This window comes from Mycoplasmatota bacterium (assembly GCA_018394295.1).
In the GTDB taxonomy this organism is placed as follows: domain Bacteria; phylum Bacillota_I; class Bacilli_A; order Haloplasmatales; family Haloplasmataceae; genus JAENYC01.
Genome location: CP074573.1, coordinates 2,459,114 through 2,485,567, shown reverse-complemented (window position 1 = coordinate 2,485,567; position 26,454 = coordinate 2,459,114). Strand labels below are relative to the sequence as shown.

Below are 26,454 nucleotides of genomic sequence, written 5' to 3'. Positions count from 1 at the left end.
AAAGTTATAGTAGGGTAATCTTTGTTGCATGATTTATACTAATGTGCGATAATTAATATTGTATTAGAAAAGGAGTAGGAAAAATGGAAAGAAAAGCAGTATATCGTAAAAAATATCATATAGAAATAAGTGACGTAGATTTCAATAAACAATTAAAGTTGAGTACATTATTCAGTCATTTTCAAGATGTAGCTAGTGATGCTGTGGATAACTTAGGAATAGGAATTAATGATTTAGAGAAGAATTATGGGGTTGCTTGGATACTGATACGTATGCGTGTTGAAGTGATTCGTCATCCAGTTTGGAATGAAGAAATAACGATTGAGACTTGGCCGCAAGAACCGAAGACACTTGATTTTGAACGAGATTTTCTTGTTTATGATAGTGAAGGAAATATTATTATTAGAGCGATTTCAACTTGGATTATATTTGATATTAAAACGAGAAGAATTAAAAAGAGTAGTGTAATCAATACAAATTATCCTGAAATAATCACAAAAAGAGCGATTGATTGTAAATTAGGTAAATTAAATCCATATAATGAGTTACAAATTGCCTATAAAAAAATGATAGGTTATAGTGACATTGATTTTAATGGTCACTTAAATAATTCAAAATATATCGATTTTATCACCGATTGTTTTACATTTGAAAATCATCAAATGTATCAAATGAAGTCACTTGAAGTGAATTTTATCCATGAAGCATTACCAGGTGATTTTGTGACATTGTATAAAGATGTATCTGAAGTTAACCACCAAATGATTTATATCGAAGGAGTTAATGAAACAGAAAATAAATCTGTATTTAAAGCGAAAGTTGAAATACGATTAAGGTAAGCATATACAAAAATTATTATTAAATACATTAATAATCTTATATATATATTTACTTTCATTAATTATTCAAATATAATAGAATTAATTTTAATGAAAGGGATAGGGATATATAAATGATAGAAGAAATTATTAAAAAATTAGTTAAGATTATTACTCGTAAAATTGGAAACAAAATCAATACATCAATGAGTGAAAAAGTTAGTCAAAAGAAGGCACAAATAAACGAAAAATTTGAGTATGAATTAAAACACGCCAAAAATTACATAATATGTGGATTATGTTTGTGTCTAATAGGGTTAGGTTTGTTAATCTACTCATTGGTGATTTATTTTCAGGATATACAATATAATAATTTATTGATTTGTTTTATTCTTGGAGTCGTTAGTTTTATTTTAAGTATAATGATTATTATCAACTATTATAAGTATAAGATTTCTTATAATAATACTTTACTTACAAAGAAAACACCATTTAGTACGAAAGAAATTAGATGGGATGATATCACTGATATAACAGTTAGTAATAATCATCAAATAATTTTGACTACTAGTCAAAATAAAATTACTTGTAAACCCATACTCATTGGGATGGTGGACTTTATTTATGTTATTTATACAAAATTTGGTAAAGAAACAATATACTCATTATGCCGAAGTTCGTTGGTTCATAAAACAGTTAACCAAATGATTAGACAATATGAGATAGATTTAGACTGTGAATAAGAAAGAAGTTATAAAGGAATATTTTGATTTTAATATATCATTTCGTAATAAAAAATACTGAACTGTTTAAACTGTACCCTATGTCAAGGACATATTGAAAAAAAGAATATATTATATTATGCTGCTTTAAGCTGATTCCTGAATTCAATAGGAGTCAGCTTATTTAGTTTCCACTGATATCTTTGGTGATTGTAATAGTACATATAATCATCTATTTTTAGTTCTACATCTTTTAATGTTTTACATTCTGAAAAGTCTATATAGTCTTTCATATGGCCAAAGAACGATTCTATAGGTGCATTATCCCAACAGTTACCTCTACGAGACATTGATTGAAGTAAGTTTCTTGACCTCACTTCTTTTGAGAATTTAGGACTTGTATAATGACTTCCTTGGTCCGAATGTATAATGGCATTTTCGGGTAAGTTTATATTGTCTAATTCTTTAACTGTATCCAATACAAAGTCAATTTTAAGATTATTTGATACCTTATAAGCAACTAATTCTTTCGTACTACCATCTAATATGGTAGATAAATATGCGAATCTATTATTATACCTTATATACGTAATATCAGTCAGTAACACCTTATATGGAGACTGCTGATCAAAGTTTCTATTTAAATGATTCTTGTGTACTCTATGGTTTTGATCTGCTTTTAACATCTGCTTATAAGGATCCTGTCTACGTATTTTACATACTAGACCATATTTACTCATAATTCTTCTAATGGACTTCAAATTCATGTTTTCCTTTAAATGCATCTTAATTTGTTTAGCACCATACTTTTTCTTTCCAACCTCAAATACTTCCTTGATGAGTTTAAATCTTTTCTTATCATTTTGTTCCTTTTTCATTCTATTCTTCTTTGATTTTTCTGAATGGTAGTTATAGTAACCACTTCTTGATACTTCTGCCACACTACATAAATAATCTTGTATTCCTGGTCTTCTAGATTTATGGATGACTTTTTGATCATCTCAAATTTATCACTTTTTCTTATTTCTTTCCCATTCCTCCTTTCGCTTTCGTCGAGCTTTTTTAACATATCATTTTCCATTTCTATTAAAGCAATTTTAGCCTTTAATTTCTCAATCTCTTGTTCTTCGGTTTGAATTTCATGCTTATATCTTCCTCGATTATCTTTACGGGAATCATCAAGTGAAACAACGCCTCCGTCATTATAAAGTCTCTTCCATCTAGTTGCACATTGTTCTATTCGTTTCATCCCTATAATATCAACATCAAAACCATGTTCAATAAATATTTGACGTGGTAATTTTCCGCCTCTATATTCATGCATAAAGTCAATCTTGAATTCAAGGGTATAAGTAATAGATTTACTTGACACACGCTTAACATTTGGATTATTTTTTATTAGTTCAATTTCTGTTTCATTAAATACATTAATGCTCATATCCTCTTCTCCTTAATACACACTAAAATTATTATAACATACAAAAATACCCTATAGAGGGAACACTTTCTTTTTCAAAGTGTCCACACTATAGGGTATATTTTAGTTTTCAGTATTTTTTTATTGAATAATAAGCAATGATAAATTCTAAAAATATGTTTTAAAACAGTTAATAGACCTTTTTCTTATAGATTTCAATTGAATAACAAACAAATGTTTGTTATAATAAAATATAGTATATATAAAGATTTTTTAGGGTTAGGAGTTGAGGATATGCGATTAATTAAAGCGAAACAAATCTTGTCTTCTTGGTCGAGTGGAAATCATTGGTTTGGTTGTAATTATAATATGAATATATATAAAGGATGTTCTCATGGTTGTATTTATTGTGATTCAAGAAGTGAATGTTATCAAGTAGATCATTTTGAAGAAGTTAGGGGAAAAGAAAATTGTTTAATGATATTAGATAATGAATTAAAATCAAAACGAAATAAAGGGATTGTTGGAACAGGAGCAATGAGTGATCCATATAATCCTTTTGAAAAGGAGTATCAGTTAACAAGAGGAGCATTAGAATTAATAAATAAATATCAATATGGTGTTGGCATTTTAACGAAGTCAACTTTAGTTTTAAGAGATGTCGATCTATTAAAAAAGATAAGAACACATTCAGAAGCTATGGTTAATTTTACGATTACAACTTATGATGATAATTTATGTAAATTAATAGAACCCCATGTATCTCTGTCATCAGATAGATTTAAAGCAGTAAAAGAATTGTCAAATGAAGGGATATTTACAGGGGTATTAATTTGGCCAATATTACCTTTTATAAACGATAATGAAGATAACATTAGGAAACTTGTTCAAAAAGCCTCGGATTGTGGCGCTTCATTTGTTATCCCTTCATTTGGTGTCACTTTAAGACAAAACCAACGTGATTATTATTATGATAAATTAGATTTACATTTTCCTGGTCTAAAACAAAGATACAAACATGTTTTTGGTAATCAATATGAATGTCTATCACCGAATCATAGTAATTTATGGAATGTATTTAAGCAAGAATGTAATAAGGTTGGCTTACCTTATAAAATGTCAGATATCGTATCTAAACTCAGAAAAACTAAGAGGATAAAACAATTATCTTTATTTGATGAATAAGATAATGAAAAAAAATAACCCGAGAAGGTTATTTTTTATCGTGATTTAATATTTTTGTAATTTTTTCTACAACAGAAGCTACTTCTTCATGAAAAGGCGGGTCTTCTTGTTTTAATAGTTCTTTTGCGATTTCTAAATCTGCATTCGTGTATTCGTTTTTTGATTTTAATCTTTCTAGTTCTAATTTATGAGATCTATTCATATTAATCACCATTAATAGTTTATGATACTATGAATAATATATACAATTGATATTTTAATGAATGTATTATAGAATAAAATAGATAATAAGATAGATATTTAAGAATGGAGAATACCTATGTGTGGACGAATTAGTGTTGCTTTAAGTACAGAAGATATGATACAGGTACTTAGAGAAAGATATGATATTGATGAAGAAAACATAGATTTTGAATTACCAAGATATAATGTTGCGCCATCAACAAAAGTTTTATCAGTTATAAGTGATGGGAAGAAATATCGTGTTGGTTCATTACGTTGGGGGTTTATTCCTTTTTGGGCTAAAGATGAGAAATTTTATTCGATTAATGCTAAGGCAGAAACAATTTCATCTAAGCCAATGTTTAAAGATTCCTTTAAACATAAAAGATGTGTCATATTGGCAGATGGTTTCTATGAATGGAAAAAAGAAAATAAGAATAAAATTCCTTATCACTTTAAAGTAACGGATCAATCGATATTGCCTTTAGCTGGTCTATGGAGTGCTTATACTAAAGAAGATGGATCAAATATTTATACTTGTACTGTTATTACGACTGAACCTAATGAAATTATGAAACCCATACATGATAGAATGCCCGTTATTTTAACACTAGAAACTGAAAAAACATGGCTAAATCCTTTAATATCAGATGTTGATATATTAGAGTCATTATTAGTTCCCTATCAATCTATCAATATGGATTGTTTTAAAGTGAATCCAATTGTAAATAATCCTCGAAATGAAACATCAGATTGTTTAAAGTCAATTGTTTAAAAATATTAATAATTTAAGTTATATGATATAATAGTTTTATTGTTATTTTTAAGAGTTTAGGAGAAAGTGGGGATTATTATGTTACCATCTAGAAAAGAAGCACAGGATATGATTTTAGAGGCAGAAAAATTGAATCCTGGTCCATGGGTAAAGCATGTTTATTATACTGCTTTAGCTGCTGAATTAATCGCACAGAAACACCCGAATCTAGATTCTGAGAAAGCCTATATTTGTGGGTTACTCCATGATATAGGTAGAAGAGAAGGGATATATGATTTACATCATACGATTTATGGGTATAAGTATTTAAAAGATTTAGGTTATGAAGAAGTAGGAAGAATAAGCCTAACGCATTCATTTGTTCATCATGATATTTCTGATTTTAATGGAAATTTTGATTGTACAGAAGAAGAATTAAGATTTTTGAAATCATATATTGAAAAGGTGACTTATGATGATTATGATAAATTGATTCAAGTCTGTGATTACCTTGCTTTACCAAATGGTTTTTGTATATTAGAAAAAAGGATGATAGATGTTGCTTTAAGAAGAGGTGTTAATGATTTGACGATTGGAAAGTGGAAAAAGGTGTTTTCTCTAAAACAAGAAATAGAAAAAAGTATTAACCAATCGATATATAATTTACTACCAAATATAATAGAGAACACACTTTCTTAAAATTGACTGTACTATTGATTAGTACAGTTTTTTCATTGATGTTTAATTATATATGTTATATAATTAGATTAGACAATTAGATAATTATCTAATCTATAGAAAAGGTTGGTGAATGAGATGTTTATTAAAAGAAGTAATGTACGAATAAAAATTCAAGAATACGCTACTATGGAGATATTTATGGGATTTGTTGCGATACAAAACCCTGGAATATTTCCTAGTGACTGTGATTATTTAAAATATCATAAAGAATACAAAATTAATAATTCAGATGTACTAAAATATGCGTTTCCAGAAGAAGATTTAGATTCAATTGAAGAACAAATAGAACCTATAATAAAAATTTTTTTAGAACATGGTGATATCGTTTTAAATGATAAAGATTTAAATGAAATAAATACCTCAAATCAAATAAAGTCTATAATGGAGATTGCTAGAAGTGTTTGGGAACTAGGTTTTTCTAAATATTGGACAAAAATAAAGAAACGATATGACAGATGGGATAATGTAGAAATAAATAATATTGATCAGGTGATAAGATTCTTAGAAGGGCAATGTAAACAGAAAATTTCATTAGAACATCAATTAATTATTGAGAATGCCAAGTCAATCATACTAATTCCATTATTATTTTTAGATACTCAATTAGGATTTAACAATGTTAATGACAATCTAATTATTTTATTTGGTACAAGAAATATAAGGGATAATTTGAGTGCTTATGAAAATAATGATCTATATGTTAGGTGTTTAGCTGCTTTAGGAGAAAAGAATCGACTGGCTATCATGAAAAAGTTATTACTAAATGGTGGGAGTATTGAGGGAATTGAATTAGCTTCACAATTAAACATAACACCAGCAACAGTATCTCATCATTTCACAATTTTAAGACAAGCAGGTTTAGTATCTCGTTCAAAATCAGGTCGTATCGTCCGGTTTTCTCCTGAAATCTCGCGGCTTCAAGAGTTGGTATTTTTCCTTAACTCAATGAACAAGGGGGAGAATAATGTCTAAAGTATATGTTAAGAAGTCCTATTATGCCTCTCTATGTTATTACGGATTAAAACAATTAGGTTTTATTGGGGGAAAAGTTAATGAAAAGTATCAACATGAGGCAGAAAAATTAGAAAAGTTTGGTACTGAGTTTGCTTTTTGTGCTCCAGCTGCAGGTGGACCGATTTTTACTCTTGTTTATCAAATTCCATCCTATCTTAATCCTAATTCAGTTGATAAGTTAATTAAAATTCAGGAAGCAATTAACCATTTTGTTTGTAGCCAATCTATCGAAGTATTTAAAAATAGCTGGCCTAGTGAGACAAAATATTGGGATGACTGGTATAATTCATCATGGATGACTTATCTTTTTAAATCTATTAGTAGAAATCCTAAGAAGGTAATAAAAGTAGTTGATTATTTTTTTAAGTTTATTAATAAATTATGGCCTATTTATCAAGATATCTATAGGTCTAAAATAATTAATTATGATTTATTATCCTGGGAAAACGATTGTAAACAGGTACAGGTATTTAAAAAATGGAATGAAGAATTAGGGATAAATTATCCATACGATGAATTTAATCTAATTATATGTCCTGAAAATCCTACAACTGCTAGTAGTTTAGGTCCTCAGCAAATTGTATTTGGAGATAAATATAAATGGTCGATGATGAAGAATACTTTAGTACATGAAGTGGGAGTACGGTATCTGGGGTTAAAAACTTTATCAGAACACCCCTTAACTTCCAATATTATGAAAAATGATTATTTTAGTATGATAAAGTTAATTGAAACTGAAGTTTGTTATCGTAAACCACGTTTAATACCAAATTTATTAGAAGACCCATTTGTAAAAGGAATGCAATTAGAAAATCTACTAATATGGAGGAGGACGCAAAAGGAGTATAAATCATTAATAGAGTCATTTGCACATTGGTATCATCTTGCCAAAATTAAGAGGTTATTATAAAGAAATGTTTATTAGTATTCTCACAATAATGTAATTTTGGTTAAAATATTTTAGGTTTTAATGAAAATTATATATTAAAAATAAAAATTATGTTATATAATGAATTTATATTATAATAGGAGGGATTATATGGCATTTTTTCGTTATCTATTTAAACAATCAGAAAAAGGACTAGGAAAAGCATTTTTATTTTCAATATTACTAGGATTTATCTTTGCATTATCAGTATTAGTAATATCAGTAAGATATATATCTAAATTAGATGACTCTACTATTAAGAAGTTTGCTGATGAAACAGGGTGTAAAATTGTTAATTATCAATTAACATGTAATGAGGACTATTACGAGTATGATGATCTTATTATTGATTTAAATTGGGATGATGATAGTCTATTTAATGATAAAGTAATACTGACAAGAGATAAAATACTCTTTGAAAACAGAATTAATAGTTATGAACAATTATTAACAGGTTTAAACCATGGACCTTATATGAATGCGAATGATTTTATTGACTTTTTAGGTGCTTTTTCTGCCCTAATCTATATATTCGGTTTTTTAGGTGCATTTGTAGGAGCGACAATTTTCTTTATTATCGCTAATACAATACTAGCACTAGTCATGATGGGGATAATCAATGCTTCTATGAAAACATACTTCAAGTATGACCAGATGTTTAAGTTAACAATTTATACTTCTTTACCATATGTAACTTTTAATGCGTTAACAAGAATGATTTTTCATGAATCTCTATTTGGATATATAACATCATTTGTACCATTAGGTGGATTCCTACGTGTAATAATTGATTACACAATTATATTTGCATTAACTTACCTTGCAGTTAAGGTAGGATTCAATAAAACTGAAGAAAATAATACTGAACTTCAATTAGATGTTGAATAAATATGAATTATACTAGGTATATTTTATGCCTAGTATTATTTTTTGTTTATATCATCAATAAATTTAGAGGAATGAGTTAGATTATTTTAGATAAAATAAAAATATAAAGGTGGTGGCATTTAATGAAATGGCGTATGCATGGAGCTAACCCTGAAAAATTATATCAACAATTTGGCATAACAATGCCCAAAAAAGTAATTGATTTTAGTGATAATGGGAATGCGATTAAACAAGACAAAGTGTTAAATATAAATTATGAAGCCTATTTTGATCAATATCCTGATGATGAAGTCATTGAGTTAAGAAGATTGATTAGTGAGAGAGAAAATATTCCGATTGAAAATATCTTATTTTCAAATGGGACTAATGAATTGATATATATATTAGCCTCTTTTTATCAAAATAAAACGGTTGCTATATTACATCCTACTTATTCAGAATATGAAAAAGCTTTGAAGGTAAATAATGTAAACGTAGACTATATATATAATTTTGAAGAGGTGAAAGAAAAGCATGTTGCTTTATTTGTATGTAATCCAAATAATCCAACAGGACGTTACTTTAATTATGACACCATGACTAAATTAGCGAAAAAGCTAGAAGCAAAAAATATTGATTTAATTATTGATGAAGCATATATTGATTTCATGAAGAAAAAGCATCAAACGCTTGATATAAAACAGTTTAATTATGTTTATATATTACGTTCGCTTACTAAATTTTACCACTTATCTGGTTTAAGAATTGGTTATGTTTTATCCCATAGAGATAATATTGAAGAAATAAAAAATAGACAACCAACATGGAGTGTCAATTCTATTGCACAAGTTGTTAGTTTAGCCTATTTAAATGATTTTGATTTTATAGAAAAAACAAAAGAATATTATGAAAAAGAAAGAAATCGTTTATTTAAACAATTAAAAGAACTTGGGTATGAAGTTTTTGATAGTGTAGTTAATTTCTTTGTGATGAAAATTGAAGATGATGAAGAATTAATTAGGTTTTTACTTACAAAAGGAATTGTTATTCGTCACACTCGTAATTTTCCAAGTCTGAATGGGAAATATGTTCGAATCACTATAAAATCAATTGAAGAAGATAATATACTAATTGATGCATTAAAAGCCTATGCTAGATCAAAACATTAAGTTTTTTTGTGTTAATTCGAACCAAATAAGGAATAATATAGAGAAAAATAAATAAAATAATATTAATAGCTAGATCATTCTTGATTAGGATTATCTAATTTAGAATCAGAACTAGTTAAAAAAGTCCTGTTCATATAAACAGGACTTTTTGTATTTTTAGGTAAATTGTTTTATTTAGTAAATTTAAGACAATAAGCGTTATTGTTGATATCCTCTACACTTTCTACCTGAAAACCAACTTCTTTTCCAAGGTCTATGAAGTAATCACTAGTTTGTGTTTTATCATTCCGTTTCTGACCATAACCAGTGGATACAGTTTTATTTGGTAATGTTACTTCTAAAAAAGCAATAAAAAGAGTATTATTGATGGTTTTTGGTATAACAACATCCCATAGTATAAAGTGTCCATTAGGTTTTAGAACACGATAGATTTCTTCAAAGACTTGTTTATGTTCTTCATTCTTAATATACATTAGTGTAAAAAATGAAGTAACCGTCTCAAAAGAATGATCTAGGAATAATAATTCTTTCGCGTTCATCACTATTTTAATTGGGCCACTTGGTGCTTCAATTAATTCTTGTTTAAGTGGGTCAATCGCAATAACTTCATCGCTTTTAAGTTGTCCTATTATTCCTTCGCCTCCACCACCTATATCTAATATTTTTCCATTTAAAGACAATTGTGATAAATCAACACCAATTGCACCACTATATACTGCTTGTTTAAGAATTTCAGGTTGTTCTATGCAATAGGTAAAGTATCTTAAATCACATTGATTAACATACCACTTGTTGTCAATCTTTTCTCCTTTTAATTTTCCTTGTTTAATAAAGGTAATCATTTCATCTTTTGTATAATCATATTTTTCTAATTTTAATACACATTCATCAAGATCTAAATAAGTTAGGGCATCCCTCTTAATCATATTATCCTCCACGATATAGTATAGGTAAATTATAACATCAAAAGCTAAATATTAGTTAGGTTTTACAGAAATCACCTTAAATTGATATTGAAACTTTATAAGATAATTATCAAAATCAGGTTGTATTGAAATTGATCTGCTTATTTATGTTATCTATATTTCACCATGATTTTTGGAAAATATCATTATTATCAAAAATTTTGTTTAATATAGTTAATAAATTTAATAACTATACTCGCTATATATTGGATAATATTAGTAAATTTGTTATAATGTATTAGTGGATAAACACAAAAAAATTATTTGAGGGGGATTTGATGATAACAAGATCATTAAAAAAGTATTTAGATGAACTGACTCAATACACTGAATTGAGGGTTCAAGAAAACAAAACATTGAACATGGGCTTTTTAAATGGGAACATGGTTTCAAACACTAAGACTAGTAATAATGGTGTTGGTGCTAGAGTCTATAAAAATGGATCTTGGGGTTTTGCTTCTAACTCTGAGATAGATGATGCTAGTGTAAAAGAAGTATTGAAAGCAGCAAGTAATAATGCTTTATTCCTTAATTCACGCTTGAGTTTAGATAAAGAATTCTTTCCGAAAACAATTGGGAATATGGAAAAAGATTTTAGATCAAATAAACATCCGTTAACGCAGGGAGAAATTAAAGATTATATTAAAACAATTGATAATTATATCGCAGAAAAATATCCAAATTTAACTCAAAGATATGTTGGTGTTAGAGGATTATCAATGGAAAAATCACTCATCACATCTGATAATTCTAATTTTTATTCTTTTGTACCGACAACTTCTGTTGTTGTACAACTTGTCATGATGAAAGATGGTGCACCAGTTAATATTTACGAAGTATTTGGTGGAGCAGGTGAAATTCAAGATCAACTCAATAATCCAAGTGATTTTTATGAAGATATTGATAAACTTTATAAACAGTTAGCTGATAAAAGTGAAGGGGTTTACCCTAAAGCTGGATTAAGAGAAATTATCTTAGATACTAATATTTCTGGTATTTTGGCTCATGAGGCAATTGGACACACTACTGAGGCTGATCTTGTATTAGGTGGATCTATTGCTTCTGAATATATGAATAAACAAGTTGCAAGTCCACTTGTTTCTTTGGTTGACTTTGCTCATACTTATGAAGGTAAAACTTTAACAATTCCTATCTATATGGATGATGAAGGAACCGTTGCTGAAGATGTTGTAATAATTGAAAATGGAATTTTAAAGAATTATATGCATAATAAAGAATCCGCACGATTGTTTAATACAGTCCCTAAAGGTAATGCTAGAGCTTGGCAATTTAGTGATGAACCATTAATTAGAATGCGTAATACTGCTATATTACCTGGTGAGAGCAAACTAGAAGATATGATTGCATCAATTGAAGATGGTTACTATCTAACAAAAACATCTAATGGACAAGCAGATACAACCAGTGAATTTACTTTCGCTGTAACAATGGGATATGAAATTAAAAATGGAAAATTAGGAAAAGCAATTAAAGATTCTACGATATCAGGTAATGCTTTTGATGTCTTAAAAAGTATAACTGCTATTTCTGATGAAATGATATGGGCTGGTGCAGGTGGTATGTGTGGTAAAAAGCAACCTATTCCTGTTGGAATGGGCGGTCCTTCAATTAAATGTAAAGTTAATATAGGGGGCGAATAAAATGTTTGATAATGAAATTTTAAAATATACCATTAATGAAATGAAAGACAAAGTTGATAAATGTCAATGTAGCGTATCACAAAGTCGAAAATATGAATTGAATCTTGATAATGGCGAAATTTCTCTATTAAGAACAACAATAAACAATACATATCATGTTATTGTTATTAATGATAACAAAAAAGGTTCTATCTCGATTAATAAAACTGATAAAAAAACAGTTGATGAAGCATTAACTTCAGTTATAGAAATATGTGAAAATTCAGAGAAAGATGAAGCATTTGATATTGCTTCAGTTCAAGACAAAAAGGCGTTTATTATTGGTGATAATGAACCAGATTTAGATAAAATGTATGACTTGTTAGCTCAATATGTAAAAGATATTAAATCAATCTATCCGACAATTAAATTAATGGATACAGCGATTTCTTTTACTTTGACTACAAGGTTTATAATGAATTCTAATGATGTAGATTTTAAAGAAACAAAAGGAATTTATGATTTCTCAAGTGTATTTGCGGCTAAAGAAGGAACAAAAAGTTCTTCATTTAATTATTCAGGCTATTATTTGAGAAAATTAGAAAATAATTTATTAAGTTATGGTTCTTTAAAACAAGTATTAGATGAAACAATTGGACAAATAGAAACAAAAGGAATAGAAGGTAAATTCAATGGTGATGTGATTTTTACACCGGATTGTTTATCATCAATTATTTCAAATTATGTAAATACTTACTTAACTGATATATCATTAATGTCTGGAACTAGTTTATTAAAAGATAAATTAAATGAACAAGTAGCTAGCCCAAAATTAACATTACATGCTGCACCAAGAAGTGAAAAAATCGCAAATGGTTATCATATCACAAACGATGGTTTTGAAGCTAAGAATATGACAATCATTGATAAAGGAATTTTAAAATCTTATGCTTTATCTCAATATGGTGCTAATAAAACAGGGTTAGAAAGATCAAATAACATGGGTGGATGTTATATTCTTGAACCAGGTGAACAAGACCTTAAAGATATGATTAAATCTATAGAAAAAGGTGTGCTAGTTAATCGTGTATCTGGTGGTCACCCAAATGAAAATGGCGATTTATCTGTTGTTTTAAAAAATAGTTACTACATTGAAGATGGGGAGATTAAATATCCATTAAATGAAACAATGATTGCACTAAATTTAAAAGAAGCATTTAACAATATTATTGAAATTTCAAAAGAAAATGTTGATTTTGGTAGTCATATATTCCCTTATGTTAAGATTAAAGATGTATTAGTATCAGGTAAATAAAATAATAGTAGGATTAACTGTCTTTGACAGATAATCCTATTTTTTTTTACATAAGGAGATATTAAAAAGAGCGATTTGTGTAAAGGAAAGGAAATCACTCTTTTTAATATAAAATGATTGACATGCTAAGTGAAATATGACATAATAAATGTAAAGTATTTTACATTTGTGTAAATAATATTTATGATTTGTAATTATTTACTATATCAAGCATATAATATAAATACAATAAATACTATGTAATAAATATGACATTTATTGACAAAATCACTCTTGTATTGTAAACAAATTGTAAACTCAATACCTTTTTAAGGAGGATAACAATGATAAATTGTAAGAATGTATCTTTTGAATATGAAAAGAATAAAAAGATTTTAAAAAATATTAATTTCAATCTCCCAACCGGTCATATTGGTGTTTTATTAGGTTTAAATGGTTGTGGTAAAACAACGCTTCTAAAATGTATTGGAAAGAATTTAACTCATTACAATGGAGCAATTAAAGTAGAAGATAATTGTCGTTATATTAAAGAATTACCTACTTTTTGTGAAGAACTTACTGGGATAGAGTATGTAGAAATGTTGTTATCCTTAGGTGGTAATCACACAAATGATTTAGTTTATAAGTTAATTGATAGTATTGGAGTAAAGAAGAATTTAGAACTTCTCATTAAAAATACTTCTTTATATACTAGAAATGTATTGGTACTTTTATCATCTTTATGTCTTGATAGTGATATTATTTTACTTGACAACCCTTTTAGTGGGCTGGATAGAAAATCACAATTATTAGTAATAAAATTAATTAAAATATTGAAGGAAGAAAGAAAAACAGTACTTATCGCAACTAATTTAACTTACTTTGGTTTTGATATTGCAGATGAATTATTTATCTTAAATCGTGGAAAAATAAGACATATTAAAAATATATTTCATTCATCCATTCAATATGAAAATCAAATTATGCCATTATTGTTGAAGTAAGGAGAAAAATATGAAGGCAAAATTTCGTGAACCGATTAACGCATTAACTCATTTAATAGGTGCATTTCTAGCAGTTATAGGTTTAATAGTCTTGTTAATCGAAACTATAGTAGTTAAAAACACATCAACTAGCATTATATCAGTAATTATATTTGGAATTAGCATGATATTGTTATATACAGCCAGTGGAATCTATCATATGGTAAGAGGGAGCGACTCACTAATTTATCATCTTAAAAAAGTTGATCATTCAATGATTTATGTTTTGATTGCAGGAACCTACACACCATTTTGTTTATTAGGTTTAGAAGGGGCTTGGAAATGGACATTTATATTGTTAATTTGGTCCTTTGCGATTGTTGGTGTGATGTTATCTATTTTTTATATTGATATGCCTCGTTTTATAAAGACAACACTATATATTATCATGGGATGGTTAGCTATTTTCGCTATTTACCCATTGTATTTATCAATTTCGCTTTATGGAATAATTTGGTTAGTCTTAGGTGGAATTGTATATACGATTGGAGGAGTAATATATGGTTTAAAAAAACCGAACTTATCTATCAGGTTTGGTTCTCATGAATTATTCCACATCTGTGTAATGTTAGGAAGTTGTTTTCATTATTGGGCTATATTAAAATATATAATATTAAAATGATATTTATAAAAATAAAAAGAGGACTTCTTTTTATTTTTTTTTATAATTAAATATAATTTCGTAAATAAAAGAAACCGCTGATCTTTTATTTAATAGCGTAAGTATATTTTTAACTTCAGGGTAGTATTGGCTTTCTTGGGAAAAGATTTAATTTTATTCCTCATATTTATACTTGCTTTATCTAAGTATACTTTACATATTGAAATTATAATACTATAATTAGGTTAGATGTTATGAAGAATATTGGAGGGGTAAATATGAACAAATTTTTGAACTGTATGATCAACTATTTATGGATTTATTTATTTTATTTAACTTTTACATTAATATTTCTTGCACTTGATGTAATTTCGATTAACACATCTAGTTGGAAATTATTAATACCTCTTATTATTTCACTACTATTGTATTTAGTGACTTTATGTATGACTTTATTAGTTAAACAGGTTAAAAATAAACGGATTTTAATTATCGTTTGTAATTTGATTATTATAGGAATTATGATCGTATATATTGTCAATGCAGTTATTTATGCACTTCCAGAAGATATATATTTTAGTATTTTTTTTACTTCCTATCATTTTTTACCTAGTTCCATACTTAGGAAAACGACTATTCCATCTATCTTTTTCAAAGATTCAATTTTATATAATCACCTATCTATTGGCTTCATGTTTGAGTTTGCTTATCTTATATGAATTACCTTATTCACAAAATGGAGTGGGAGATTATTATTATCTTTTTATCGTTATAACGTTTCCATTTATCTACACTTTATTTTCGCGATTAACTTATAGTGAAAGTGTATTAAATAATTTAAAAGGTGTATTGATTGAAGATGTAAAACATATAAAAACAAAACAATTTGTCCATTATTTTATAACACTAATTTTACTTATCGTATTTATCTATGGTGTATACACAATTAGCCATGCCACAAAAAGTGTGAATGAATGGGTTTTTAAAGAATATGATAGACTCGATGAAACGATGTATAAAAATTTCGTATTAGAAGAGAGGCTAAAGGGTGGCATTTTAGCTATTTTAAGTGGAATGGGATTATTGATTAAGTACATCTTTTCAACTAATCATTATTATAAAAAATAAAGAAATACCTTGTATATCTTCTATACAAGGTATTTAAATATTATTATCATTATATACGGAGAAATTAAAATGAAAAAAATAAGAAATCTAACTGGCATGCAGAAATTTACATTTATTTGGTCTGGACAATTTTTATCAGTTATGGGTTCCTCCATGACTCGTTTTGCGTTTTTAATTTGGGCTTATGAACAAACAGGTAAAGCTTCAACCACTGCTTTACTAGGTTTTTTTGCTTACTTACCTTATATTATTTTAAGTCCCTTAGCAGGAATAATTGTGGATAAATGGGATAGAAAAAAAATCATGATTATATCTGATTTGTTTTCAGGTTTATTAACCATTATCTTATTAATGACTTATTTATCTAATAATATGCTTATTTGGTATTTATTTGTATTTGTTGCTTTTTCTTCTGCATTGGAAGCTTTTCAAGTTCCGGCATATTCTGCTTCAATAACAGTATTAATCCCAAAGGATAAATATGGACAAGCTAGTGGAATGCGTTCATTATCGTCGAATGCATCTTTGATCGCAGCGCCAATTTTAACGGGTGCTTTGCTTGGAATAATTGGATTTATGGGTATCATGGTCATTGATATAATCACATTTATATTTGCGGTATCTACGCTACTTATGGTCACTTTTCCTAAAGTTTTAAAAGATAATATAAGTGAAAAATCACATATGTTAGAAGATTTAAAATTCAGTCTAAAATATTTATTTGATAGACGGGGATTGCTTTATCTACTAGGGGTGTTCATGGTGATTAATCTATTAGCTGCAACTACTTACTTTGGAATATTACCAGCTTATATCCTTGCTAGGACGAATAAAAATGAAGTGATTTTAGGAATGGTACAAACTGCCTTAGGGGTAGGCGGGGTGATAGGAAGCCTTTTCGTCAGTATTTATGGGATACCTAAGAAAAAAATAATTACAATTATTTTAACTGGAATGAGTTCATTTTTATTGGGTGATATTTTAATGGGATTAGGTCAAACTGCTTTTATGTGGATAATCGCATCGGTTTTATCCTCTCTATTCTTACCACTTCTTATGGGAGCAGAAAGTGCATTATGGCAATCGAAAATAGAACCAAGTATTCAAGGGCGTATATTTTCCATTAAAGGGATGCTATCATTATCAATGATGCCTATAGGTTTTCTTCTCGGAGGATTTTTAGCGGATTACGTTTTTGAACCAATGTTTATGAAACAGACAGTGTTTACGTTTTTAGTTGGTAATAACTTGGGTTCTGGGATGGGACTTATGTTTTTAATTAGTGGGGTATTAGGAACGATTACTTGTTTATCTGGTTATTTTATTCGTTCAATTCGAAATGTTGAAGGTGATTTACCAGATTTTGATGAAATACAATAAATATGATTGATTTTTGGAGGAGATACGATGGAAGTTTATTTACTTAATTTACTATTTATCTTAATTAGTCTTTTTCCCAATTTATTAATCCTTTTTTTTCCACCAAAAGATATATCGGTACAGCCCTTAAGTAAAAAGGAAAAAATCCTAGAACTTTTAGAAAAAGTGGGTCAAATGGGAATATTTATAATCCCTATTTTTTATCCTGTTTCCTATAATTTGTATCTAATCATAGGGTTAATTTGTTGTGCTGTAATTTATTATATTGGATGGATTCGTTTTTTTATAAATGATAGAAAATATAGTTATTTGTTTGCTTCACTTTGTTTTATTCCTATTCCACTTGCTATTAGTCCTATTGTTTACTTTCTATTATTATCGCTATTAACAGAGTCTTACTTATTAATGATTTTTACACTATTATTTTCTATTGGACATATTCCAATTAGTTATAAAAATATAAACAGAAGATAAAAATCTTCTGTTTATTTATATCCAAAACCTATGATTTTGTGGGGGAGGACGCCTATTTATATGATTTTGTGGATATCGATGTTTCATTTGCCGATATTGAGGTCGATTATTATAAAGTGGTTTATTTTTATATGTCAATCCTTTATAGGTAGTTTTAACATTATTAATTAAATCAACAATTGAAAGAATGGTTTTAATATTTAAATCCATATATCTCATCCTTTATATATACTCTTATTATAATTTATGTTTCCTCATTCATTATGGTAAGGGCAAAATAGAAGGATAATTATAAATAAAAAAATAGTACAATCATATTCTGGAATTATTAAGAATATTGACAAATAATGGGTAAAAAAGTAAAATTAAATGACTAGCAATAGAAAAAAGGTGTAAAGGAGTTATTTATGAGTTCAATACTTACTATTTCAAATTTATCAATGAATTTTGGTCCTAAACAAGTTCTAAAAGATATAAACCTAGAGGTACAAGAAGGCCAAATCATCGGTTATATCGGACCAAATGGGGCAGGAAAATCAACAACAGTCAAAATTATGTTAGGATTAGTCAATGGGTATTCAGGAAAAGTGAAGATTTTTGATGAAGATATTTCATCTAATGTAGAATATAAAAGGAGAATTGGATATGTTCCTGAACTGGCTGAAATATATGATAGTTTAACAGCCCGTGAATACTTCAATTTTACCGGACAATTGTATGGCTTAAGCATAAAAAGTGTAGAAGATAAGGCCATTCAGTTAATGCGATACTTTGGTATTGTAGATGCTTTAGATTTAAGGATAAATACCTACTCTAAAGGGATGAAACAAAAGGTTTTAATTATATCTAGTTTACTACATAACCCAGATATATTATTTTTAGATGAACCATTAGCTGGATTAGACGCAAATAGTGTTATGATTTTGAAAGAATTACTTGCTCTTTTAGCGAGTCGAGGAAAAACTATTTTTTATTCTTCTCATATTATGGATGTGGTAGAAAAAATTAGTAGCCGTATTATTTTATTAAATCAAGGACAAATTGTTGCTGATGGTAGTTTTGATACTTTGAAAGAACAATTACATGAAGGTTCATTAGAGGAAATTTTTAATCAGTTAACTGGATTTAAAGAGCATCAGAAGATTGCTGAAAATATGATGTCTGTTATTGAGGGGATTTAGTATGAAAGACTTTTTTATTTTAAAAGTATTGGATCGTTTTCAATTTATTTTCAGAAAATTGAAAATTGATTATTTAGTGTTAAGAAAAATCGTACAAGTAAAATTAATCATGGATGGAAGAAGAGTTCCAACGATGATAAATAATTATAAAAAAAGAAATGAAAATGAAGACAAAAATTATTTTCTCTCCTCATTATGGTTATATGCTCTAATGGGGTTAATGATAATTGTCCCTTTTGTAATTATGATTAATAATATTGTTGCTCAAATGAGTATAATATTTGGTATTCTCATGTTTCTTATTTCCTCAACCATTATTGCGGATTTTTCTTCTGTTTTATTAGATATAAGAGATAAAACAATTATTTCAACAAAACCAGTTCAATCTAAAACAATCAGTATCGCAAAGTTTATTCATATCGTACATTATCTTTTTCTAGTGACTATCATATTAGCTGGACCAGGTATCATTGCGATTTTTATTAAGTATCTTGTCCTCTACAATTTTGTTTCTAGTATTTTAATAACTTTATTGTTTATTGGTGAAATGATATTACTAGATTTATTTATTGTTGTTATTACAACGCTTATTTATCTATTTATTCTAAAGTTTTTTAGTGGTGAAAAATTAAAAGATATTATTAATTATGTTCAGATTTTAATGATGATAACAATTACTATTGGATATCAATTTATTGGAAGAATTTATCAATTTAGAGAATTAGGCAAGGTTGAATTCCATGATAAGTGGTATCAATATTTAATCATTCCAATTTGGTTTGGTGCCCCATTTGAAGTATTCTTTAACAATAATTTATCAAAACAGTATGTGATTTTATCACTTCTTGTTCTTATTGTGCCAATTTTAACATTTATTATATATATCAAACTTATTCCTACGTTTGAAGATAATTTATTGAAATTAAATCAAAGTCAAAAAACAGGAAAATATAAAAAGAATAAGTTAAGATTATCTAATTTATTTATCCGTAATAAAGATGAACGGATTTTCTATCAATTTACTTATCAGATGATGAAGAGTGAGCGGGATTTTAAATTAAAAGTTTATCCCTCCTTAGGATTATCTTTAATATTTCCATTTATATTTCTATTTGCTTATGGGATTTCTATTGATGAACTACCTGGAAGTAAATACTATTTATTCATTTATTTTTGCGCCTTTTTATTACCTACAGCTGTTGCGATGTTGAAGTATTCAAGAAGTTACAAAGGGGCATGGATTTATGAGGTGGCGCCAATTAAAGATATAAATTTCATTTATAAAGGTGCTTTAAAAGCCTTTGTCTTTAAGTTATTATTACCGATTTATTTAATAGAAAGTAGTATTTTTATCTATTTATTTCATATTGACATTCTACTAGATCTAATCATTGTTTTCTTGACAATGTTACTCATCCTTGTCATTTGCTTTAGACTGGTTGGTAAAGGTTTACCATTCTCGCAATCAATTGATAATGTAACGAATAGTCAAGGAATAGTTTTTCTCCTATTAATGTTTATTATTGGGGTATTTGCGGGAATTCATGGAATATTTAGCGCTATAAATAATGGTGTTTATATTTATTTGGGCATCATGTTTATTGTCAATTTCTTTACATGGAAACTTAGTTTTAGAAGAAGGAGATTTTAGTAAAATGGAATTTGTCTATTTATCGCGAGAACAAGATAATTATAAGAAACAAGCAGCATTACTACTACAAGAAAATTTTAAGAGTTATGAAAAAAGTGATGTTGCATTAAGTGAAATGGATGAGTTGCTTGATTCAGAAATAATATGTATTGTTTTGATTAAAGAAAATGAAGTAATTGGAATGATTGGTGGTGAGCCTACTTATTCTGGAAATGTCTGGGAACTACACCCACTAGTTATTAAAAAGGCTTATCAACATCAAGGGATAGGTTCTAAGCTATTGGCTTACTTTGAGAAAGAAGTCCATAGTAGAGGTGGAATGACGATTTATCTTGGATCGGATGATGAGGATGATTTAACAAGTTTATCCAATCGAGATATTTATGAGAATTTATACTATCATTTAGAAAATATTAAAAATAAAAATAATCATCCATTTTCTTTCTATCAAAAAAATGGTTATAAAATTGTTGGTGTTGTTCCTGATGCCAATGGATATGGAAAACCTGATATAATGATGGCTAAACGAATAGGAACAATTAATAAATAAAAATTATACGAGGTGATAAGTTGATTTGGGAGGTTAAAGAAGTAAGTAAGGATAATTTAATTGATTATAGTAAAATACCAATGATTATTAAGGTATCCTCTATTTATCAATTGAAAAAAATTAACAAGGGTCTTGGTGGCATCTGTTTGGAAGAAAAGAAAGTAAAGCCCTATTTAAAAGATTTAGGTGAAAATCCTTTATCATGGGAAAAAGAATTTGATGTAAAGAACTGGGCATTTTTCATTGTATATGACAAAGAAATACCTGTTGGTGCAGCGACACTAGCATATAATACAAAAGGTGTCAATATGTTGAAAAATCGTAGTGATTTGTGTGTTTTATGGGATATACGTGTTCACCCAGATTATAAGTACCAAGGGATAGGAAAATCTTTATTTAAAAGATGTGAAGAATGGGCAAAATCAAGAAACTGTTCACAGTTGAAAATTGAATCACAAAATAACAATCCAAGCGCTTGTCAATTCTATGTTCGTAATGGATGTGCTCTAGGTGAAATTAATGAGTACGCCTACTATGGTGAATATGATGATGAGGTCATGCTTATTTGGTATAAAGACTTAAAAATAAAAGAATAGTTGTTATGTATTTAAACTATATTTTAGATATTTATATTTAACTAGTTCTAAATTTATAGTATACTTATTACAAGGAGGGATGAGATAAATATGATTACCATTAGACAGGAACAAGTAAAGGATTATAAAGATATCGCTGAGGTAAATGCTCAAGCATTTACAGATCAAAATTTTATTGGAGAAGTTGCCTTAGTTGATGCATTAAGAAGAGGAAGTTTTTTTGATCCAGAATTATCATTAGTAGCTTTATGTGAAGATAAGGTAGTTGGACATGCATTGTTTTATCCACAAAAATCATTTATTAATGAGATAGAAATACCTTCTGTTTTATTAGGTCCTATTAGTGTTTTACCGGAATATCAAAAAAAGGGGATTGGTAAATTACTAATTGAGGAAGGACATCGGATTGCTTTTGAAAAAGGATATAAATATTCATTTTTATGGGGACATGATACCTATTACCCTAGATTTGGTTATGTAACGAATATGTTTGGTGAGTCGATAATTAAGATTAATCTAGAAACGATAGAAGAAGATACCAATTTACAATTTAGACAGGTTGAAACAAAAGATACACCTGTATTAGTAAAGATGTGGGAAAAATGGTTTAAAACTGTTGATTTAGCGGTACAACCAAGTGAATTACTACTAGATTGGATTAGTAATTATACCAATGTAAGATCTCGAATAATCGAAAAAGATAATGAAATCATTGGGTATATCCGTTATGAGAAGGATCATTTAGAAAATGTAAAAATGTTTTTAAGTAAAGATAAGGAATCGACGGATTTAATATTAAGATATTTCAAAAAAGAATTGAATGCTTCTAATGTAATCTTACCAATCTATGAAACAGAATTCGCGAAAGAAATGTTTAAGGAATATGATGCTTCATTTGTTAATACTACTTGGGGTGCTTGTATGATATGTATATTAGATAAAGAGAATGATTTAGTTAATACCTATGTCCAAGAAGTTATTAGTGGTATAAGAAAACCTGGTCAAGTGATATTATCAACAAATTATGAGATGGAATAGACATAAAATATATTTTCTCATATAAAAAAAGATTGTGTAAAATACTTTAAAGTAATTTACACAGTCTTTTTCTTGTGTTAAGGCATCTATTCTTTTAACGCCTTATTGATATATTTAGAATAGGTTTTTCTTTCTATGGAAGCTAATAATCTTAGCAATTGTTTTGTTTCTTTAATTTTATTTTGGTGAACTTGTTTTAAAAATTGAATAAAACGTTCTTTACCAAGTTTATTTTCTAATTGATATAAGATAACCGCACCTTTGATATATAATACAGTATGTGCTGCTTCATCACTTCGATTGATTTTATAGATTGGTGGTGTGTTTTTGGCTTTTTCTTTATATTTTGCGATTAATTGATTGAATTTTGTTTCACCATAATGATCTCTATAAACCATCAGTGATGAGAATTCAGCGAATGATTCATTTAACCAGTCCTCCCATGAATTTGTATTAATTGATTTATTCCACCATAGGTGACTTATTTCATGTGCTAGAAATCGAATGCTGACATCGTCTTCATCAATCATATCTGGAAAGACAATAAGACCAGGTCGACAATACGCTCCTCCAATTTTACGTGGTAAGATGACAATTGATAGTTCTTGTGATAGTTCTGTTTCTGTAAATGCATCGGTAAAATAATTTATAAGCCAAAGACAGTCATCATTGATTTTTTTTGCGACATGCTTTGATTCATTGTTTATGTAATAAACGGTTAAATAATCTTCTGTTTTAATCTGTTTAAATTGGTTTGAAGCAATTAATGTACAATCATTAGTCGGTTCGCGTTGTTCTATACGCCGATAGTCTATATGCTTTTGACCATTTATTAAGTAATAGTCTTCTGGTAAGTTAACTTCTATACTAAATGTAGATAGTTGTAAATCTTTCGTTAAAGGAAAATAAGGTGAATATAGGCTTAATTCAATAAACGGTTCAGTTATCCGGTTAATTTCCCATTTTGAAACAATGTCAACTTGACCTTGATAAATCATATGAACATTGATCTGTTCCCCTTTATGATAGATTCGTTTTAAATTAATAATAAGTAATTTAGATTCTAATACAGAAGGACACCAATCAATTATTTCTTCACCCAATTGATAATTTAAGATATCGTCACTTTGGATTGATTGTAAACTAAAATTTTTGTATAAATAGAATTCAAGCTTAGTTGTTTTATTTTCTTTTACGTAATAAGTAAAGGACAAATCACTTGAAAAAAATTTAGTTTTTGGATTAATATTTATTTTTGATTGGTAATGATTCAATAACATAATAACCCCTCCTAATTATAACAATGTTTTGTTACGGTTATTATAACATCAATTTTAAATTATGCAACCCTTTTTATATAAAAATTTGATTTTTTATTATATAATATAATTTATATATTAAATAACTAATTTATACAAGGTGGGATTAGATGAAAATAAGAATCGCAAAAAAAGAAGATGCTGAAGAGATAATTCATTTAGTAAAAAAAGTTATTAAGGAAGTTGATTATTTTCCTTTAGAAGCAGAAGATTTTGACTTTACTGTAGAAGCAGAAATTGAATTTATTGAAAATACAGAATTATTCTTAGTGTGTGAAATTAATGGAGATCTAGTTGGTTCTAGTACTTTGATTCGTGGCAAATATAAGAAAACTGCACACACTGCTTTATTTGGAATTACAATATTAAATGAATATACGAATAGTGGTATTGGAACTCAAATACTTAATTATATGATAAAACACGCAAAGAAAAATGGAATTGAAAGAATTGAATTAGAAGTTTTTGAAAAAAATATATCTGCTTTAAAACTTTATAGGAAATTTGGTTTTGAGGTTGATGGGAAAAAAGAAAATTATATCAAAACTAATAAAGGTTATCATAATTTATTAATCATGTCTAAATCATTATAAGATTAAAAAAAGATCTTACTAATTAAGTAAGGTCTTTTGTTGTTTGTTACTTATTATCCAAAAAAAGTGTTTTATCTAAGTTTAATTGATAAACAAATTCTTTGATATCATTTAGTTCATTTCGATATTCCTGTAATATCGATAAATCAAGAGGATGAAACATTTTTAAATCGAATGTATCTCTATTTGTATTAATGGCGATATATAATTGATTGTTTATAAATGAAAAACTAATTTTATCATGATATTTTCTATCAAGAACGAGTAATCTTTCCATAAAATGAGGAGTTAAAATATAAAAAGCATCATGTTCATTATCAGAATAAATTGATAATTCAGAATTGAATTTCTTTGATTCAGTTTTGATTCGATTCCATCCAAAAAGATGATAAAAAAAGCTAGGTTGATTAATGAGAATATTTGATTTAAAAGGTTTATTAAATTCAAATTTGTAGACCCTTCCTAAAAAGACAGTAACAACAGTTGTAGATTTACCGTTACTTCGGACATCTTGAAGGTTAACATCTGCTGATTCAAATTGAACACCTTCAAACTCACCACTCATAAAATCTTCTGAATGATAACGATCTTGTTGTCGTAACACTTTTGAGTGATAGATTTCTTCTTTAGTAAATCCCTTGGTTACATTATAAATGCAGTTAGGATATATTTTTTTAATTTCAGCAGGTAAGTATTTTGATTTAAACTCATTACTTAAATTTTTAAAATATTTTGTAGATATTCCAGATATAATACCTCCACCAATAATGCCGATTAATAGAATCGGAATTGCCTTTCCACCAGATGATGTGCCGAGTGGTATCCATAAGAAAAAACTTATGCCTATAATAATATATCCTATTACAGATATTAGTTCATATAATAGCTTTTTTTGTGTAAAATAATCTAAATTTTTATCCATATTATTTCCTCCCCATTGTTAATAAGTTTATTATATCATAAATTACCTAATTGGATAAAAATATAATATTATTGTTACTTTTAGTTTCTTAATATAAACAGATGGTTTATGCATAAATTAGATAAATATAGTTATTAAACTTTATTAAATAGCATCACTTTATGGTATAATATGATTGATAATAAGGAACATGATAAGTTCTTTTTTATTGTGGGATAAATAATTAATAGAAGAGTTAGGAG

30 protein-coding genes are annotated in these 26,454 nt (G+C 27.7%); 23 read left to right on the top strand and 7 right to left on the bottom strand.

What is annotated here, in order from left to right; all coding sequences use genetic code 11:
* Positions 1 to 83 precede the first annotated feature (83 nt).
* Together KHQ81_11565 and KHQ81_11560 are read left to right on the top strand one after the other, a co-directional pair.
* A complete protein-coding gene (locus KHQ81_11565; GenBank protein ID QVK17482.1) occupies positions 84 to 839 on the top strand; it encodes an acyl-ACP thioesterase in 756 nt (251 codons plus the stop codon).
* Positions 840 to 952: 113 nt separating this feature from the next.
* A complete protein-coding gene (locus tag KHQ81_11560; protein ID QVK17481.1) occupies positions 953 to 1,561 on the top strand; it encodes a hypothetical protein in 609 nt (202 codons plus the stop codon).
* A gap of 116 nt (positions 1,562 to 1,677) precedes the next feature.
* Here KHQ81_11560 and KHQ81_11555 read toward each other — a convergent pair whose 3' ends face one another.
* The gene (locus KHQ81_11555; protein QVK17480.1) at positions 1,678 to 2,481 is read right to left on the bottom strand and encodes an IS3 family transposase; all 804 of its coding nucleotides are present in this window, start codon (positions 2,479 to 2,481) and stop codon (positions 1,678 to 1,680) included.
* Entirely contained in the window at positions 2,415 to 2,978 is a 564-nt protein-coding gene (locus KHQ81_11550; GenBank protein ID QVK17479.1) for a hypothetical protein, read from the bottom strand. Before KHQ81_11550 ends, KHQ81_11555 begins: the two co-directional genes overlap by 67 nt.
* A 273-nt stretch (positions 2,979 to 3,251) precedes the next feature.
* Here KHQ81_11550 and KHQ81_11545 point away from each other — a divergent pair, with 273 nt between their 5' ends.
* A complete protein-coding gene (locus KHQ81_11545; GenBank protein QVK17478.1) occupies positions 3,252 to 4,142 on the top strand; it encodes a radical SAM protein in 891 nt (296 codons plus the stop codon).
* A 28-nt stretch (positions 4,143 to 4,170) separates the two neighbouring features.
* On the opposite strand, the gene KHQ81_11540 is transcribed toward KHQ81_11545, so the two are convergent.
* Positions 4,171 to 4,344 carry a hypothetical protein gene (locus KHQ81_11540; GenBank protein QVK17477.1) on the bottom strand — a complete coding sequence of 58 codons (174 nt, stop codon included), beginning with the start codon at positions 4,342 to 4,344 and terminating at the stop codon, positions 4,171 to 4,173.
* Between the two features lie 117 nt (positions 4,345 to 4,461).
* On the opposite strand from KHQ81_11540, the gene KHQ81_11535 reads away from it, so the two are divergent.
* The 6 genes from KHQ81_11535 to KHQ81_11510 all read left to right on the top strand — a co-directional run bounded on the left by KHQ81_11535 (position 4,462) and on the right by KHQ81_11510 (position 9,837).
* Positions 4,462 to 5,139, top strand: coding sequence for an SOS response-associated peptidase (locus tag KHQ81_11535; GenBank protein ID QVK17476.1), 678 nt, complete (start codon positions 4,462 to 4,464; stop codon positions 5,137 to 5,139).
* Positions 5,140 to 5,217: 78 nt separating this feature from the next.
* On the top strand, positions 5,218 to 5,817 hold the full coding sequence (locus tag KHQ81_11530) for an HD domain-containing protein (GenBank protein ID QVK17475.1): 600 nt from the start codon (positions 5,218 to 5,220) through the stop codon (positions 5,815 to 5,817).
* 117 nt (positions 5,818 to 5,934) lie between these two features.
* The gene (locus KHQ81_11525; GenBank protein ID QVK17474.1) at positions 5,935 to 6,831 is read left to right on the top strand and encodes a winged helix-turn-helix transcriptional regulator; all 897 of its coding nucleotides are present in this window, start codon (positions 5,935 to 5,937) and stop codon (positions 6,829 to 6,831) included.
* Entirely contained in the window at positions 6,824 to 7,783 is a 960-nt protein-coding gene (locus KHQ81_11520) for a hypothetical protein (protein ID QVK17473.1), read from the top strand. Before KHQ81_11525 ends, KHQ81_11520 begins: the two co-directional genes overlap by 8 nt.
* Before the next feature lie 129 nt (positions 7,784 to 7,912).
* On the top strand, positions 7,913 to 8,689 hold the full coding sequence (locus KHQ81_11515; protein ID QVK17472.1) for a DUF1189 family protein: 777 nt from the start codon (positions 7,913 to 7,915) through the stop codon (positions 8,687 to 8,689).
* A gap of 122 nt (positions 8,690 to 8,811) precedes the next feature.
* The gene (locus KHQ81_11510) at positions 8,812 to 9,837 is read left to right on the top strand and encodes a threonine-phosphate decarboxylase (GenBank protein ID QVK17471.1); all 1,026 of its coding nucleotides are present in this window, start codon (positions 8,812 to 8,814) and stop codon (positions 9,835 to 9,837) included.
* Positions 9,838 to 10,007: 170 nt separating this feature from the next.
* Here KHQ81_11510 and KHQ81_11505 read toward each other — a convergent pair whose 3' ends face one another.
* On the bottom strand, positions 10,008 to 10,763 hold the full coding sequence (locus tag KHQ81_11505; GenBank protein ID QVK17470.1) for a class I SAM-dependent methyltransferase: 756 nt from the start codon (positions 10,761 to 10,763) through the stop codon (positions 10,008 to 10,010).
* Positions 10,764 to 11,080: 317 nt separating this feature from the next.
* Here KHQ81_11505 and KHQ81_11500 point away from each other — a divergent pair, with 317 nt between their 5' ends.
* The 8 genes from KHQ81_11500 to KHQ81_11465 all read left to right on the top strand — a co-directional run bounded on the left by KHQ81_11500 (position 11,081) and on the right by KHQ81_11465 (position 18,362).
* Complete coding sequence (locus KHQ81_11500) at positions 11,081 to 12,463, top strand: TldD/PmbA family protein (protein ID QVK17469.1); 1,383 nt, start codon at positions 11,081 to 11,083, stop codon at positions 12,461 to 12,463.
* 1 nt (position 12,464) lies between these two features.
* On the top strand, positions 12,465 to 13,757 hold the full coding sequence (locus tag KHQ81_11495) for a TldD/PmbA family protein (protein ID QVK17468.1): 1,293 nt from the start codon (positions 12,465 to 12,467) through the stop codon (positions 13,755 to 13,757).
* Positions 13,758 to 14,080: 323 nt separating this feature from the next.
* Positions 14,081 to 14,740: an ATP-binding cassette domain-containing protein gene (locus KHQ81_11490; GenBank protein QVK17467.1), complete on the top strand. Its 660-nt coding sequence runs from the start codon at positions 14,081 to 14,083 to the stop codon at positions 14,738 to 14,740.
* A gap of 10 nt (positions 14,741 to 14,750) precedes the next feature.
* Entirely contained in the window at positions 14,751 to 15,401 is a 651-nt protein-coding gene (locus tag KHQ81_11485) for a hemolysin III family protein (protein QVK17466.1), read from the top strand.
* 257 nt (positions 15,402 to 15,658) lie between these two features.
* Positions 15,659 to 16,099 carry a hypothetical protein gene (locus KHQ81_11480; protein ID QVK17465.1) on the top strand — a complete coding sequence of 147 codons (441 nt, stop codon included), beginning with the start codon at positions 15,659 to 15,661 and terminating at the stop codon, positions 16,097 to 16,099.
* Positions 16,083 to 16,508 (top strand): hypothetical protein, encoded by a 426-nt coding sequence (locus KHQ81_11475; GenBank protein ID QVK17464.1) that lies wholly within the window; start codon positions 16,083 to 16,085, stop codon positions 16,506 to 16,508. The genes KHQ81_11480 and KHQ81_11475 overlap by 17 nt, the downstream gene beginning before the upstream one ends.
* Before the next feature lie 69 nt (positions 16,509 to 16,577).
* Complete coding sequence (locus KHQ81_11470; protein ID QVK17463.1) at positions 16,578 to 17,888, top strand: MFS transporter; 1,311 nt, start codon at positions 16,578 to 16,580, stop codon at positions 17,886 to 17,888.
* 27 nt (positions 17,889 to 17,915) lie between these two features.
* Entirely contained in the window at positions 17,916 to 18,362 is a 447-nt protein-coding gene (locus KHQ81_11465) for a hypothetical protein (GenBank protein ID QVK17462.1), read from the top strand.
* 15 nt (positions 18,363 to 18,377) lie between these two features.
* On the opposite strand, the gene KHQ81_11460 is transcribed toward KHQ81_11465, so the two are convergent.
* Positions 18,378 to 18,572, bottom strand: coding sequence for a hypothetical protein (locus tag KHQ81_11460; GenBank protein ID QVK17461.1), 195 nt, complete (start codon positions 18,570 to 18,572; stop codon positions 18,378 to 18,380).
* Between the two features lie 197 nt (positions 18,573 to 18,769).
* Between KHQ81_11460 and KHQ81_11455 the strand changes: the two genes are divergently transcribed.
* The 5 genes from KHQ81_11455 to KHQ81_11435 all read left to right on the top strand — a co-directional run bounded on the left by KHQ81_11455 (position 18,770) and on the right by KHQ81_11435 (position 23,378).
* Entirely contained in the window at positions 18,770 to 19,543 is a 774-nt protein-coding gene (locus KHQ81_11455) for an ABC transporter ATP-binding protein (GenBank protein QVK17460.1), read from the top strand.
* Between the two features lies 1 nt (position 19,544).
* Complete coding sequence (locus KHQ81_11450) at positions 19,545 to 21,194, top strand: hypothetical protein (protein ID QVK17459.1); 1,650 nt, start codon at positions 19,545 to 19,547, stop codon at positions 21,192 to 21,194.
* Positions 21,195 to 21,198: 4 nt separating this feature from the next.
* A complete protein-coding gene (locus tag KHQ81_11445) occupies positions 21,199 to 21,744 on the top strand; it encodes a GNAT family N-acetyltransferase (GenBank protein QVK17458.1) in 546 nt (181 codons plus the stop codon).
* A 20-nt stretch (positions 21,745 to 21,764) separates the two neighbouring features.
* A complete protein-coding gene (locus KHQ81_11440) occupies positions 21,765 to 22,340 on the top strand; it encodes a GNAT family N-acetyltransferase (protein QVK17457.1) in 576 nt (191 codons plus the stop codon).
* 90 nt (positions 22,341 to 22,430) lie between these two features.
* The gene (locus KHQ81_11435; protein QVK17456.1) at positions 22,431 to 23,378 is read left to right on the top strand and encodes an N-acetyltransferase; all 948 of its coding nucleotides are present in this window, start codon (positions 22,431 to 22,433) and stop codon (positions 23,376 to 23,378) included.
* Between the two features lie 86 nt (positions 23,379 to 23,464).
* On the opposite strand, the gene KHQ81_11430 is transcribed toward KHQ81_11435, so the two are convergent.
* Complete coding sequence (locus tag KHQ81_11430; protein ID QVK17455.1) at positions 23,465 to 24,658, bottom strand: hypothetical protein; 1,194 nt, start codon at positions 24,656 to 24,658, stop codon at positions 23,465 to 23,467.
* 149 nt (positions 24,659 to 24,807) lie between these two features.
* Between KHQ81_11430 and KHQ81_11425 the strand changes: the two genes are divergently transcribed.
* Entirely contained in the window at positions 24,808 to 25,290 is a 483-nt protein-coding gene (locus tag KHQ81_11425) for a GNAT family N-acetyltransferase (protein ID QVK17454.1), read from the top strand.
* Positions 25,291 to 25,336: 46 nt separating this feature from the next.
* Here the strand turns inward: KHQ81_11425 and KHQ81_11420 are convergent, their stop codons facing one another.
* Positions 25,337 to 26,212 carry a DUF3137 domain-containing protein gene (locus KHQ81_11420; protein QVK17453.1) on the bottom strand — a complete coding sequence of 292 codons (876 nt, stop codon included), beginning with the start codon at positions 26,210 to 26,212 and terminating at the stop codon, positions 25,337 to 25,339.
* Positions 26,213 to 26,454 lie beyond the last annotated feature (242 nt).

What these genes read in the sequence shown, in the direction of transcription:
- KHQ81_11435 (QVK17456.1), top strand. Translation starts at nt 22,431, where the DNA reads ATGATTACCATTAGACAGGAACAAGTAAAGGATTATAAAGATATCGCT.
- KHQ81_11470 (QVK17463.1), top strand. Translation starts at nt 16,578, where the DNA reads ATGAAAAAAATAAGAAATCTAACTGGCATGCAGAAATTTACATTTATT.
- KHQ81_11535 (QVK17476.1), top strand. Translation starts at nt 4,462, where the DNA reads ATGTGTGGACGAATTAGTGTTGCTTTAAGTACAGAAGATATGATACAG.
- KHQ81_11450 (QVK17459.1), top strand. Translation starts at nt 19,545, where the DNA reads ATGAAAGACTTTTTTATTTTAAAAGTATTGGATCGTTTTCAATTTATT.
- KHQ81_11565 (QVK17482.1), top strand. Translation starts at nt 84, where the DNA reads ATGGAAAGAAAAGCAGTATATCGTAAAAAATATCATATAGAAATAAGT.
- KHQ81_11430 (QVK17455.1), bottom strand. Translation starts at nt 24,658, where the DNA reads ATGTTATTGAATCATTACCAATCAAAAATAAATATTAATCCAAAAACT.
- KHQ81_11465 (QVK17462.1), top strand. Translation starts at nt 17,916, where the DNA reads ATGGAAGTTTATTTACTTAATTTACTATTTATCTTAATTAGTCTTTTT.
- KHQ81_11515 (QVK17472.1), top strand. Translation starts at nt 7,913, where the DNA reads ATGGCATTTTTTCGTTATCTATTTAAACAATCAGAAAAAGGACTAGGA.
- KHQ81_11480 (QVK17465.1), top strand. Translation starts at nt 15,659, where the DNA reads ATGAACAAATTTTTGAACTGTATGATCAACTATTTATGGATTTATTTA.
- KHQ81_11460 (QVK17461.1), bottom strand. Translation starts at nt 18,572, where the DNA reads ATGGATTTAAATATTAAAACCATTCTTTCAATTGTTGATTTAATTAAT.
- KHQ81_11540 (QVK17477.1), bottom strand. Translation starts at nt 4,344, where the DNA reads ATGAATAGATCTCATAAATTAGAACTAGAAAGATTAAAATCAAAAAAC.
- KHQ81_11545 (QVK17478.1), top strand. Translation starts at nt 3,252, where the DNA reads ATGCGATTAATTAAAGCGAAACAAATCTTGTCTTCTTGGTCGAGTGGA.
- KHQ81_11525 (QVK17474.1), top strand. Translation starts at nt 5,935, where the DNA reads ATGTTTATTAAAAGAAGTAATGTACGAATAAAAATTCAAGAATACGCT.
- KHQ81_11495 (QVK17468.1), top strand. Translation starts at nt 12,465, where the DNA reads ATGTTTGATAATGAAATTTTAAAATATACCATTAATGAAATGAAAGAC.
- KHQ81_11510 (QVK17471.1), top strand. Translation starts at nt 8,812, where the DNA reads ATGAAATGGCGTATGCATGGAGCTAACCCTGAAAAATTATATCAACAA.
- KHQ81_11485 (QVK17466.1), top strand. Translation starts at nt 14,751, where the DNA reads ATGAAGGCAAAATTTCGTGAACCGATTAACGCATTAACTCATTTAATA.
- KHQ81_11425 (QVK17454.1), top strand. Translation starts at nt 24,808, where the DNA reads ATGAAAATAAGAATCGCAAAAAAAGAAGATGCTGAAGAGATAATTCAT.
- KHQ81_11550 (QVK17479.1), bottom strand. Translation starts at nt 2,978, where the DNA reads ATGAGCATTAATGTATTTAATGAAACAGAAATTGAACTAATAAAAAAT.
- KHQ81_11560 (QVK17481.1), top strand. Translation starts at nt 953, where the DNA reads ATGATAGAAGAAATTATTAAAAAATTAGTTAAGATTATTACTCGTAAA.
- KHQ81_11490 (QVK17467.1), top strand. Translation starts at nt 14,081, where the DNA reads ATGATAAATTGTAAGAATGTATCTTTTGAATATGAAAAGAATAAAAAG.
- KHQ81_11505 (QVK17470.1), bottom strand. Translation starts at nt 10,763, where the DNA reads ATGATTAAGAGGGATGCCCTAACTTATTTAGATCTTGATGAATGTGTA.
- KHQ81_11520 (QVK17473.1), top strand. Translation starts at nt 6,824, where the DNA reads ATGTCTAAAGTATATGTTAAGAAGTCCTATTATGCCTCTCTATGTTAT.
- KHQ81_11530 (QVK17475.1), top strand. Translation starts at nt 5,218, where the DNA reads ATGTTACCATCTAGAAAAGAAGCACAGGATATGATTTTAGAGGCAGAA.
- KHQ81_11445 (QVK17458.1), top strand. Translation starts at nt 21,199, where the DNA reads ATGGAATTTGTCTATTTATCGCGAGAACAAGATAATTATAAGAAACAA.
- KHQ81_11455 (QVK17460.1), top strand. Translation starts at nt 18,770, where the DNA reads ATGAGTTCAATACTTACTATTTCAAATTTATCAATGAATTTTGGTCCT.
- KHQ81_11500 (QVK17469.1), top strand. Translation starts at nt 11,081, where the DNA reads ATGATAACAAGATCATTAAAAAAGTATTTAGATGAACTGACTCAATAC.
- KHQ81_11420 (QVK17453.1), bottom strand. Translation starts at nt 26,212, where the DNA reads ATGGATAAAAATTTAGATTATTTTACACAAAAAAAGCTATTATATGAA.